9 protein-coding genes are annotated in these 12,600 nt (G+C 60.7%); 3 read left to right on the top strand and 6 right to left on the bottom strand.

Annotated features, from left to right (window positions below; all coding sequences use genetic code 11):
* Positions 1-41 precede the first annotated feature (41 nt).
* Together AC3WMT_RS02540 and kdgK are read left to right on the top strand one after the other, a co-directional pair.
* On the top strand, positions 42-1,256 hold the full coding sequence (locus AC3WMT_RS02540; RefSeq protein WP_103302342.1) for an amino acid deaminase: 1,215 nt from the start codon (positions 42-44) through the stop codon (positions 1,254-1,256).
* Positions 1,257-1,410: 154 nt separating this feature from the next.
* The gene (gene kdgK, locus AC3WMT_RS02535) at positions 1,411-2,343 is read left to right on the top strand and encodes a 2-dehydro-3-deoxygluconokinase (RefSeq protein WP_103302341.1); all 933 of its coding nucleotides are present in this window, start codon (positions 1,411-1,413) and stop codon (positions 2,341-2,343) included.
* Positions 2,344-2,455: 112 nt separating this feature from the next.
* On the opposite strand, the gene AC3WMT_RS02530 is transcribed toward kdgK, so the two are convergent.
* The gene (locus AC3WMT_RS02530) at positions 2,456-2,731 is read right to left on the bottom strand and encodes a peptidylprolyl isomerase (protein WP_025112520.1); all 276 of its coding nucleotides are present in this window, start codon (positions 2,729-2,731) and stop codon (positions 2,456-2,458) included.
* 51 nt (positions 2,732-2,782) lie between these two features.
* Positions 2,783-5,320: a PAS domain-containing hybrid sensor histidine kinase/response regulator gene (locus AC3WMT_RS02525; protein WP_103302340.1), complete on the bottom strand. Its 2,538-nt coding sequence runs from the start codon at positions 5,318-5,320 to the stop codon at positions 2,783-2,785.
* Between the two features lie 128 nt (positions 5,321-5,448).
* Here AC3WMT_RS02525 and AC3WMT_RS02520 point away from each other — a divergent pair, with 128 nt between their 5' ends.
* Positions 5,449-6,561 carry a PilT/PilU family type 4a pilus ATPase gene (locus tag AC3WMT_RS02520; RefSeq protein ID WP_103302339.1) on the top strand — a complete coding sequence of 371 codons (1,113 nt, stop codon included), beginning with the start codon at positions 5,449-5,451 and terminating at the stop codon, positions 6,559-6,561.
* Between the two features lie 4 nt (positions 6,562-6,565).
* Here the strand turns inward: AC3WMT_RS02520 and AC3WMT_RS02515 are convergent, their stop codons facing one another.
* The 4 genes from AC3WMT_RS02515 to AC3WMT_RS02500 form a co-directional block, all read right to left on the bottom strand.
* Positions 6,566-8,521, bottom strand: a complete 1,956-nt coding sequence (locus AC3WMT_RS02515; RefSeq protein ID WP_103302338.1) for an acetoacetate--CoA ligase — start codon at positions 8,519-8,521, stop codon at positions 6,566-6,568.
* Positions 8,522-8,583: 62 nt separating this feature from the next.
* Entirely contained in the window at positions 8,584-9,357 is a 774-nt protein-coding gene (hbdH, locus tag AC3WMT_RS02510; RefSeq protein ID WP_103302337.1) for a 3-hydroxybutyrate dehydrogenase, read from the bottom strand.
* Positions 9,358-9,364: 7 nt separating this feature from the next.
* A complete protein-coding gene (locus AC3WMT_RS02505; RefSeq protein ID WP_077573126.1) occupies positions 9,365-10,756 on the bottom strand; it encodes a GntP family permease in 1,392 nt (463 codons plus the stop codon).
* A gap of 285 nt (positions 10,757-11,041) precedes the next feature.
* On the bottom strand, positions 11,042-12,448 hold the full coding sequence (locus AC3WMT_RS02500) for a sigma-54 interaction domain-containing protein (protein ID WP_103302336.1): 1,407 nt from the start codon (positions 12,446-12,448) through the stop codon (positions 11,042-11,044).
* Positions 12,449-12,600: the final 152 nt, after the last annotated feature.

The raw sequence follows: 12,600 nt of genomic DNA, 5'->3' as shown, positions 1-12,600 counted from the left end.
GCGACTGCCTGCGGCCGCGAATGAACGCGAGGAGTTTGACCATGACGACTGCCATCAATACTGCTGTGGAAAAGGGCGACGCCGCCATCGGCGCGCACCTGGTGCGTGACGTCAGCCTGCCGGCGCTGGTGCTGCACCGCGAAGCACTGGAGCACAACATTCGCTGGATGCAGAAGTTCGTCAGCGACAGCGGCGCCGAACTCGCGCCTCACGGCAAGACCAGCATGACCCCGGCACTGTTCAAGCGTCAGCTCGACGCCGGCGCGTGGGGCATCACCCTCGCCAGCGCCACCCAGACCCGCGCTGCTTACGCCCACGGTGTACGGCGGGTGCTGATGGCCAACCAACTGGTTGGCACACCGAATATGGCGCTGATTGCCGATCTGCTCGCCGACCCGACGTTTGATTTCTATTGCATGGTCGATCACCCGGACAACGTCGCCGATCTTGGCGCTTACTTCGCCTCGCGCGGCGTGAAGCTCAACGTGATGATCGAGTACGGCGTAGTCGGCGGCCGTTGCGGTTGCCGCAGCGAGCAGGAAGTCATCGAGTTGGCCAAGGCGATCAACGCGCAACCGGCGCTGGCCCTGACCGGTATCGAAGGTTATGAAGGCGTGATTCATGGTGATCACGCGGTCAGCGGCATCCGCGAATTCGCCGCGTCACTGGTGCGTCTGGCCGTGCAGTTGCAGGACAGCGGCGCGTTTGCCATCGCCAAACCGATCATCACGGCTTCCGGTTCGGCGTGGTACGACCTGATTGCCGAATCGTTCGAAGCGCAGAATGCCGGTGGCCGCTTCCTCAGCGTGTTGCGTCCGGGCAGTTACGTGGCGCACGACCATGGTATCTACAAAGAAGCGCAATGCTGCGTGCTCGACCGTCGCAGCGATCTGCACGAAGGCCTGCGTCCGGCGCTGGAAGTCTGGGCGCACGTGCAATCGCTTCCCGAGCCTGGGTTTGCGGTGATTGCCCTGGGCAAGCGTGATGTCGCCTTCGATGCCGGTCTGCCGGTGCCGTTGTTGCGTTACAAAGCCGCAGTGGTGCCAGCGGTGGGCGAGGATGTCGGTGCGTGCAAGGTCACGGCGGTGATGGATCAGCATGCATTCATGACCGTAGCGCCGGGGGTTGAACTGCGCGTGGGCGACATCATTTCCTTCGGCACTTCGCACCCGTGCCTGACCTTCGACAAGTGGCGTGTGGGATTGCTGGTGGACGAGCAGTTGTCGGTGATCGAAAGCATGGAAACCTGTTTCTAAGTCTCGAAACCGTGTAACGGCCATCGCTGGCAAGCCAGCTCCCACAGTTTTTTGGTGTACACAACATTTGTGAACGACCGAAAACCCTGTGGGAGCTGGCTTGCCAGCGACGAGGCCAGACCAGACACCATCGATCAACCAGAGACACCACAAGATGACCAGCCTGAGCCCATTGGGCCCCAACACCCCGCGCATCGCCCTGATCGGCGAATGCATGATCGAACTCCAGCAGCGTGCCGACGGCAGCCTGCAGCAAAGCTTCGGCGGCGATACCCTCAACACCGCCGTCTACCTGTCCCGCGCCTTGGGCGACAAGGCTCAGGTCGACTACGTCACGGCGCTGGGCGATGACAGTTTCAGCGACGCCATGTGCGCCAGTTGGGCCGACGAAGGCATCGGCCTGCAAAGGGTGCAACGCCTGCCCGGGCGGCTGCCCGGCCTGTATTGCATCCAGACCGATGCCAATGGCGAACGGCGTTTTCTCTACTGGCGCAACGAAGCTGCCGTGCGCGATTGCTTCACCACGCCGGCCGCCGAACCGATTCTGGCCGCGCTGGCGGATTACGATGTGCTGTATTTCAGCGGCATCACCCTGGCCGTTCTTGGTGCCCAGGGCCGGGACCGTTTGATCCAGACCCTGATCGAAGCCCGCCAACGCGATGCGCGGATCGTCTTCGACAACAACTACCGGCCCCGTTTGTGGGCGTCACCGGAAGAGGCACGGGCGGCTTACCGCAGCGTTCTTCCGCACACAGACCTGGCGTTATTGACGGTGGATGACGAGCAGGCACTGTTCGGTTTTGCCGATTGCGCTGCGGTATTCGAGGCTTACGCGCAGATCGGCACGCCGGAAGTGGTGCTCAAGCGCGGCGCCGAAGCATGCCTGATCCGCTGTGATGGCGAAGCGTTTGAAGTGCCGGCGCAGAAGGTTGAAAAGGTGGTGGACACCACGGCGGCGGGGGACTCGTTCAGTGCGGCGTATCTGGCCAGCCGTCTGATGGGTGGCAGTCCGGCCGAGGCGGCAGAGGCAGGGCATCAGTTGGCCAGTCGGGTGATTCAAGTGCCGGGGGCATTGATTCCGAAATAGGCGGTGAATGGCCGCTTGCTGCGCAATCGGTTCGCGAGCAGGCTCGCTCCCACATTGGAATACGTTCTCCTGTGGGAGCGGGCTTGCCCGCGATGGGGCCCTAAAGACAACCCTAATCCCGGTAAAACACCTGCACCAGGTGATAACCAAACTTGCTCTTGATCGGCCCATGCACCGTGCGCAAGGGCTTCTTGAAGATCACCGCATCAATCGCACCGACCATCTGCCCCGGCCGCACTTCACCCAGATCACCGCCGCGCTTGCCGGACGGGCAGGTCGAGTATTTCTTCGCCAGCACATCAAACGCTTCGCCCTTGGCAATGCGTTGTTTGAGCTGTTCGGCCTCTTCGGCGGTTTTCACCAGAATGTGGCGGGCTTGGGCTTTCATCTTGCGGTACCTGATAACGGGGTGACGGCGGGGCGCGGATTATGCCTCAACTCAAGGCGTTTGGCTGATCATCGTGCGGATCTTGCTGGCCAGCAGTTCAATCGAAAACGGTTTGGCCACCATGTCCATGCCGTCCTCCAGGAAGCCCTGACGTTCGGCGGCTTTCTGCGCATACCCGGTCATGAACAGCACTTTGAGGGTCGGGCGACGCTGGCGGGCGATCTCTGCCAGTTGCCGACCATTCATGCCCGGCAGGCCAACGTCGGTGACCAGCAGATCCACGCGCAAATCCGACTCCAGCAGCGGCAGGGCGGTCTTGGCGTCTTCCGCTTCATGAGCCTGGTAACCCAGGCTCTTCAACAGATCGGTGACCAGCATGCGCACCGCCGGGTCATCTTCGACCACCACCACGGTTTCACCCGTTGCAGTGGGCGACGTCTGCTCGATCGGCTCGACAGACGGGCATTCAGGCTCGATGCCATGCAAACGCGGCAAGTACAGGCGCACGCAAGTGCCCTGGCCCGGCAAACTGTCGAGGCTGACATGGCCGCCGGATTGCTGGGCAAAACCATAAATCATCGACAACCCGAGGCCGGTGCCCTGGCCGATGGGTTTGGTGGTGAAAAACGGATCGAAGGCCTTGGAGCGCACCGAAGGCGTCATGCCGGTGCCGTTGTCGCTGACCGCCAACATCAAGTAGTCGCCAGCCTTGACCGGTTCCAGCGTCGTAAGGTCACTGCCATCGAGATAGACGTTGGCCGTCTCGATCAGCAGCTCACCGCCCTCGGGCATGGCGTCGCGGGCGTTGATCACCAGATTGAGCAGGGCATTTTCCAGTTGGCTGACATCGGTGCTGACCGGCCACACGTCTTCCGCCAGACGCAAGGTGAGTTCGATAGGATCGCCCTTGGTGCGACGGATCAGATCCTCCAGCGAATGGATCAGCTCGTTGACGTTCAGGGTCTTGCGATCCAGCGACTGGCGCCGCGAAAACGCCAGTAAACGGTGAGTGAGGGCGGCTGCACGGTTGGCCGAGGACACCGCTGCTTCGGTGAAACGGCCGATCTCGTCGGCCCGACCATTGGCGATATAGCGTTGCATCAGGTCGAGGCTGCCGATGATCCCGGTGAGCATGTTGTTGAAGTCATGGGCGATGCCGCCAGTGAGCTGGCCGACCGCTTCCATCTTCTGCGCATGGCGCAACGCATCTTCGGCGCGCTCACGCTCGAACATCTCGTTCTGCAAACGTTGATTGGCCTGCGCCAGTTGATCCGTGCGGGCACTGACTCGCTCCTCAAGGGTCTCGTTGAGATTGCGCAGTGCTTCTTCGGTCTTTTTACGTTCGGTTTCGTCGATCACGAAAATGTAGAAACCGTTGACCGCGCCATCGGGGCCGTGACGCGGCAAGTAATTCATCAGCGCATGCCGGGCGCTGCCGTCACGGTGATGGGTATAGAGGCTGAACGAGCAGGGGCGGCCAGCCAGCGCTTCGGCGATATACGCTGCGCGCAGAAAATAGGCCTCTTCGCCGATCACTTCGCGAATCGTGCGGCCGTACAACTCCTGCGGAGTCAGCCCGTACCAGTCGAGATACGCCGCGTTGTTCAGGCGAAAACGTTCTTCGTGGTCGACGTAACTGATCAGGATCGGCATGGCGTTGATGATCAACTGCAGCTCGGTCTGGCTTTGGCGCAACGCCTGTTCGGTATGTTTGCGTTCGGTCAGGTCCAGCGCGGCACCGAGGAAGCGCATCGGGCGGCCATGGTGATCCTTGTAGCAGCGCCCGCGGGCAAACACCCAACGCTGTTCGCCACCAGGCAGCAACAAGCGGTATTCCTCCGCATATTCAGTGCCGTGAGTGATGCAATGCTTGATGCTGCGGGCGACCAACGCGCGGTCTTCGGGATGCACGCCGTGCAGGTAATCGCTGATGGGCAACTGCGCGGCGCGCGCCGGATCGATGCCGTGCAACTGGGCGAAATGGGCGTCGGCAATGAAGCGATCTTCGCCGATGTCCCAGTCCCAGGTGCCGACTGCATCAGTTGCGGCAAGCGCCAGTTGCAGGCGCTCTTCGGTTTCGCGCTGGGCCTTGAGGCTGTCATCGGAGCGCTGTTGCAGTTCCAGCGCGATGCGCCGGCGCTCGTTGGTTTCGATGGCGGTCACCAGAATCCCGGCCACTTGCGCGCTCTCATCGCGGATCGGACTGTAAGTCAGATCAAGCCAGAAATCCGATTCCTTGCCCTCACGCTGCAAGGTGAAACGCCGCTCACTGTAGGTGCGCACCTGGCCTTGTAGGACGGCGCTGTAAATCGGGTCAGTAAAGTCTCGAAGTTCTGGCCATATCTGGTGCGCAGGTTGTCCGAAAGCGTGCGGATGCTTGCTCCCGGCGAGCAGGGCAAAGCCGTTGTTGTAGATCTGCGTCAGCTCCGCACCCCACAGCAGCAACATCGGCATCGGCGAGTGAATCACGATGTCCACCGCGGTTCGCAAGCTCTGCGGCCAGGTGCCAGACGCGCCCAACGGAGTACGACTCCAATCCGTTCGGGCGATCAATACTTGGGCATCGTCAGTGGTCGGTACAGCGTTCATTACATCAGTCCTGAGCATCAGTCGGTGAGACGGCGTCTACTATCCTAGTTCGGTAGACGCGGTTTGGCCCTTTGCGTCACGGCGCGGGCCCTCTCTGTTCATTGCAAGCTTCACGGGTGCTTTTTGTCATGGAAATCGACGCACTGCTTAAACAACTGGCAAGCCGGCACGGTTCGGACCTGTTTCTGTCCACGGGCGCGCCACCCAGTGCAAGGTTCGACGGCGTGCTCACGCCGCTAAGCGAGCAACCCTTCAAACCCGGCGAGGTGGCGACTGTCGCCACCTCACTGATGGACGCCGAGCAGCGCCGGGAGTTCGACCGGGATCTGGAAATGAACCTGGCGATCTCGCGTACCGGGATTGGCCGCTTCCGGGTCAACATTTTCAAACAGCGCAATGATGTGTCGATCGTGATCCGTAACGTCAAACTCGACATCCCGCGTTTCGAAGATTTGAAGTTGCCGGCCATACTGCTTGAAAACGTGATGCTCAAACAGGGCCTGATCCTGTTTGTCGGCGCCACCGATTCCGGTAAGTCGACGTCATTGGCAGCGCTTATCGACCACCGCAATCGCCATAGTAGCGGGCACATCGTCACCATCGAAGACCCGATCGAGTACATCCACCGGCATCAACGCTCAATCATCAACCAGCGAGAAGTCGGCGTCGACACCCGCAGTTTTCACGCCGCATTGAAAAACACCCTGCGCCAGGCGCCGGACGTGGTGCTGATCGGCGAAATTCGTGACCGCGAAACCATGGAGCATGCGCTGGCGTTTGCCGAGACCGGGCATCTGGTGCTTTCAACCCTGCATGCAAATAACGCCAATCAGGCGCTGGACCGGATCACCAACATGTTCACCGAAGAGCGTCGCCCGCAGTTGTTGCATGCGCTGGGCAACAACCTGAGGGCCTTTGTCTCACAGCGGTTGGTGCGCACGCTGGACGGACAGCGCAGGGCTGCGGTCGAGGTCATGCTGGGTACACCGACAGTGACGGATCTGATTCGTCGAAACGAATTCACCGAGTTGAAGGGCATCATGGAGAAGTCTGCCGAGCTCGGCATGCAGACGTTTGATGCCGCACTGTTTGCGCTGGTGGTGGAGAAAGTGATCAGTGAGGAAGAGGCGCTCAAACATGCGGACTCGGTAAACAACCTGCGGTTGCGTTTGAAATTGCATGACGATGCCGGCCCCGGGTTGCCGCCATCCTCCTCGGGTGAGTGGGGATTGATGGACTAGAGGATCAACAGCTCAATTCGCTTCTGTCGCGAAATTGTTCTAATGCTTGCGGGTTGGCCAGTGCATCAGTGTTTTTCACCGGCTCCCCGTGCACCACGTTTCTCACGGCAAGTTCCACGACCTTGCCGCTGATGGTGCGCGGAATATCCGTGACCTGAACAATCTTCGCCGGTACATGACGGGGTGTGGTGTTCGCGCGGATCACCTGACGGATCTGCTCCTGCAGGGGTTCATCCAGTGCAACGCCATCCTGCAACCGCACAAACAGCACCACGCGCACGTCATCCTGCCACTGCTGCCCGATCGCCACGCTGTCGAGCACTTGCGGGACTTTTTCCACCTGCCGATAAATCTCCGCTGTACCAATGCGTACGCCGCCGGGATTGAGCACGGCGTCGGATCGACCGTGAATCATCATCGCGCCGTGGGGCAGTTGTTCGGCATAATCGCCTTGCGCCCAGACGCCGGGGAACAGGCTGAAATAGGATTTGCGCAGTTTTTCTCCGTAGGCATCGTTCCACAAGCCGATCGGTATCGCCGGGAAATGCCGGGTACAAACCAGTTCGCCTTTCTCGCCGATCAGCGGTTGGCCGGCGTCATTCCACACCTCAACCGCCATGCCCAGACTTTTGCCCATGATTTCGCCGCGACGTACCGCCGACAGCGGATTGCCGTTGACGAAGCAGGAAACGATATCGGTGCCGCCGGACATCGAGGCCAGGCAGACGTCGGGTTTGAAATCGCGGTAGACGAAGTCGTAGCTCTGTGGTGACAGCGCCGAACCCGTGCAAAGCAAGGTTTTCAGGTGGCTCAGATCGTGGCTTTCGCGAGGCTTGAGGCCGCTGCTCTCCAGCGTCGCGAGAAATTTCGGGCTGGTGCCGAAGACGCTGACACGTTCGTCCTGAAGCAGATCCGGCAAGCGCTGTTCGTCCGGATGAAACGGCGAGCCGTCGTACAACACCACAGCACTGCCGACCGCAAGCGCCGAGACCAGCCAGTTCCACATCATCCAGCCGCAAGTGGTGTAGTAGAACAGGCGATCGCCGGGGCCGAGGTCGACATGCAGCCCGTGTTCCTTGACGTGTTGCAGCAGTACACCGCCGGTGCTATGCACGATGCATTTCGGCACGCCGGTGGTGCCGCTGGAATACAGCACATACAGCGGATGCGCGAACGGCACCGGCACGAAACGCGGCTCACCGCCGGGGTGGTAAAACTCTTCCCACAGCGTGACATCCGCCTGCGTCCGGTAATCCTGCACGCGAGCCTGCGGGCGCGCGTAGGGCACGATGATCAACTGTTGCAGCGTCGGCAGTTGCGCCAGAATTTCATTGAGCTTGGTTGTCTGGTCTATTTCTTTTCCGGCATAGCGATAACCGGCACAGGTGATCAGCACTTTCGGCTCGATCTGGCCGAAACGGTCGATCACCCCGTGGGTGCCGAAATCCGGAGAAGAACATGACCAGATCGCTCCAAGGCTGGTGGTCGCCAGCATTGCCACCAGCGTCTGCCAGGTATTGGGCATGCATGCCGCCACCCGGTCGCCGAGGCCAACGCCCGCTGCTTGCAGACTGGCTTGGAATCCTGCGACCTGACTGGCCAGTTCGGCCCAGGTCAATTGCTCGCGCTGACCGTTCTCCGCCACGCTGATGACCGCAACGGCATCGTCGCGCCGCCGCAACAGGTGTTCGGCGAAGTTCAGGGTGGCGCCGGGAAACCATTCGGCACTGGGCATTTTCGTGCCCTCACGCAGGACCGCGTCGGGTTGGGTATGGAAGCTGATGCCGAAAAAATCGACGATGGCCTGCCAGAACGCTTCACGCTGATCGATGCTCCACTGGTGCAGGGCAGGGTAGTCGTCAAGGTCCAGCGAATGGCGCTGATTGACCAAGCGCCGGAACGTGTCCATGCGCGAATGGGCGATACGGTTGGCGTCGGGTTGCCAGAGGATGTCGGACATTGTTTGCCTCTTGTTATCTGATTCACGCACAGAGTCAGGATCACACAGGGTCAGTTGAAGATTTACTGCGCCAGCCATCCCCCATCAATATTCCACGCCGCCCCGCGCACCTGGCTACCAGCCTCGCTGCACAGGAACAACACCAGTTCACCCAGATGCTGCGGCGTGACGAACGCCAGTGACGGCTGCTTCTCGGCCAGCAAATCGTGTTGCGCCTGCTGCGGATCGACACCCGTGGCAGCACGGTCGTCGATCTGCTTCTGCACCAGCGGCGTCAGAACCCAGCCCGGGCAGATCGCGTTGCAGGTGACGTTGCTGGTCGCGGTTTCCAGACCGACCACTTTGGTCAGGCCGATCACCCCGTGTTTCGCCGCGACGTAAGCGGCCTTGCCGGTTGAGCCGACCTGACCGTGCACGGAGGCGATATTGATGATCCGGCCCCAACCCTTGGCGCGCATGCCCGGCAAACTCAGGCGCGTGCTGTGAAACACCGACGAGAGGTTGATGGCGATGATCGAGTCCCAGCGCTCGATCGGGAACTCTTCAACGGCGGCGACATGCTGGATGCCGGCGTTGTTGACCAGAATGTCGACGCCGCCAAATTCGCGCTCGGCGTAGTCGACCATGTCGGCGATCTGCGCCGGATCGCTGACGTCGGCCGGGTGATGGCCGACCTTGCCGCCGAACTGCGCGACCTCGGCAATCACCGGGGCAGCATCGCCGAAACCATTGAGAATCACGTTGGCCCCGGCCTTTGCCAGCACGAGGGCAATGCCCAGACCGATGCCGCTGGTGGAGCCGGTGACCAATGCAGTCTTGCCAGAAAGAGTCGTCATGAATGCCTCACACAATGCCAGTGGCGTAGAAAGTGCCGATCACTACAAAAACCGCTAGGGTCTTGATCAGCGTAATACAGAAAATGTCTTTATAAGCTTCGCGATGGGTCAGGCCAGTAACCGCCAGCAGCGTGATGACCGCGCCGTTGTGCGGCAGGGTGTCCATGCCGCCGCTGGCCATCGCGGCCACGCGGTGCAGCACTTCCAGGGGAATGTTCGCTGCGTGTGCCGCGCTGATGAACTGCTCGGACATCGCCGCCAGCGCAATGCTCATACCGCCCGAGGCAGAGCCGGTGATACCGGCCAGCAACGTCACGGTGATGGCCTCGTTGACCAGCGGATTGGGGATTTGCTTGAGCCAGTCGGCCAGCACCAGAAAGCCCGGCAGTGACGCAATCACCGCGCCGAAGCCGTATTCCGAAGCGGTGTTCATCGCCGCCAGCAGCGCACCGCTGACCGCACTTTTGCTGCCCTCGGCGAGTTTGCTGCGAATCGCCTGAAAGCCGAACGCCAGCACCATCAGAATCCCGACCAGCAATGCCGCCTGCACCGCCCAGATCGCCGTCAGTTTGGCGATTTCGGTGGTGACCGGCGTGGCCATGCCCGGCAGTGCGAGGCTGTGGGTCTTGCCGTACCACTGTGGAATCCACTGGGTGAACAACAGGTTCATGATGCCCACCGCCAGCAGGGGCGACAGCGCAATCCATGGGTTCGGCAGCTTCAGGTCTTCGGCGGTTTCCGGTTCGTTGCGCAGCTCGGTGCCATAGCCTTCACCGGCGCGCTGGGCCTTGTTGCGTTGGCGCTGGAGAAACAGCATGCCGGCGCAGAACACGAAGATCGTGCCGATCACCCCCAGCCACGGCGCCGCCCATGCGGTGGTGTTGAAGAAGGTGCTGGGGATGATGTTCTGGATTTGCGGCGTGCCGGGCAGGGCGTCCATGGTGAACGAAAACGCGCCGAGGGCGATGGTGGCCGGGATCAGGCGTTTGGGAATATTGCTCTGGCGAAACATCTCGGCAGCAAACGGGTAAACCGCGAAGACCACCACGAACAGCGACACGCCGCCGTAGGTGAGCAGGGCGCAGACCAGCACGATCACCAGCATCGCCTGCTTGGTGCCCAAGAGGCGAATCGCTGCCGCAACGATCGAACGCGAGAACCCCGAGAGCTCGATCAACTTGCCGAACACGGCGCCGAGCAGGAACACGGGAAAGTACAGCTTGATGAAACCGACCATTTTTTCCATGAACACCCCGGTGAAGGCAGGGGCGACGGCGGAGGGGTCGGTGAGCAGGACCGCGCCGAGGGCGGCGATCGGGGCGAAAAGGATGACGCTATAGCCACGGTAGGCCGCCAGCATCAGCAGCGCGAGGGCTGCCAGGGCAATGATCACACTCATGGTGTGTCTCTCCGGAATTGTTATTTTTGTGGTTGAAACGGGTGTAGGAGAGCGCTTAGCGAGTTTTGTGCCAGATAGGTAAGCTATTGAAATATATGGATTTAATGGGGTTTTTGGAGGGAGGGAAAATTAAATTGTCTCAGTCTAGAGATTTTTGCTGGATTTGCTGACGTCATCGCTGGCAAGCCAGCTGCCACAGGAACTGCGATTAACCTGTGGGAGCTGGCTTGCCAGCGATGTTTTTAATTTTGTCTTTATTTAGAGAGCTAAGTCTCATTAGTGGGATTAGGCGATTCCCAGTGCCACCATTTTTTTGTACAGGGTCGAGCGTCCAAGTCCCAGTCGAGCCGCTGTCTCCGGCACCTTGCCTGCGCATTGCGCGAGAGCAGATAGAATCAACTGCCGGTCAAATCGTTCCCGCGCCTGAGCGAAGGTTTCTTCGGTCAGCGCTTCAACCATCGGTGCCGAGGTTCGCTCCACCGGGGAAAACGTGCCAATGGCCGCGCGTATGTCATTTTCCGTCAGCATCAGGTCGTCACTGAGCAGCGCCGCCCGTTCCAGCACATTGCGCAACTCGCGAATATTGCCCGGCCAGGCATGCTGGCCAAGCAGGGCCAGCGCTTCGCGGTTCAGTTCATGCTGGCTGCGCAGCTCTTCAAGAATGGCTTCGCTGAGCGCTGGCAGGTCATCCAGCCTATCCCGTAACGGCGGCACGTTGATCGGCAGCACGTTGAGTCGGTAATACAAGTCGGCGCGGAACTCGCCGCGTTTGATCGCCGCTTGCAGATCCGTTGACGTGGCGGCGATCACCCGCACATCGCTCTGAATCACTTCGTTGGAGCCCACAGGCTCGAACTCCTTTTCCTGCAACACGCGCAGCAGTTTGCTTTGCAGCGGCAGCGGCATGTCGCCAATTTCGTCGAGGAACAACGTGCCGCCCTGAGCGATTTGCAGTTTGCCGGTGCGGCCCTTGCGATCGGCCCCGGTGAAAGCGCCTGGCGCTGTGCCAAAAAACTCGGCTTCCAGCAGGGCTTCGGGAATCGCCGCGCTGTTGATGCTGACAAAGGCTTTGTGCGCCCGAGGCGAGGCGCTGTGGATGGCCTGGGCCAGCAGCTCTTTGCCGGTGCCGGTTTCGCCGAGCAGCAACACCGGCGACTCGGCGCTGGCACTGCGCCGAGCACGGCGTTTGACTTCGAGGCTGGCGGCGCTGGTGCCAATGAAATGCGCAAAGTTGTACTTGGTCTGTCGCGCCCGCAGCAATGAACGAGTCGACGCCAGTTCTTCCTGCATGCTCAGATAACGCTTGAGCATCGGCGAGAGGGTGCGCAACTCATCGAACAAGGCAAAACCGATGGCGCCGATCACGCTGCCGGCGTCGTCGTGAATCGGCAGACGCATGACCACCAACGGCTCTTTTGGCGTGTCCTGCATGTCGAGCAAGATCGGCCGGCCGGTGCGCACCACTTCGCGCAAGAGACTGCCGGGGATCACACTTTCACACGGCTTGCCGATGGCGCCTGCGGCGGCTTCCAGACCAAACCGTCGCGCATAGCGCTCGTTCATCCAGACGATGTTGGCATCGCGATCGACAATCACCGTGCCTTCGCTCGATTGCTCGATGATCTCGAACAACGAGCGGATCGCCAGGGTGCGAACCCGTTGGTAGTCCTTGAGGCTTTCGGTGGTGTTCATGAAGGCTGATCCGCAGTTTTGGTTGACAGTGCCGACGCCATCGCTGGCAAGCCAGCTCCCACAGTTTTTCTGGTGAGCACAGTATCTGTGAACGACCGAAAATCCTGTGGGAGCTGGCTTGCCAGCGATGGCCGCGACTCGGTTTCAAATCG

Source organism: Pseudomonas sp. FW305-7 (assembly GCF_058786735.1).
Note: the sequence above shows the minus strand (reverse complement) of the source record. Positions and strands in the feature narration are given on the sequence as shown.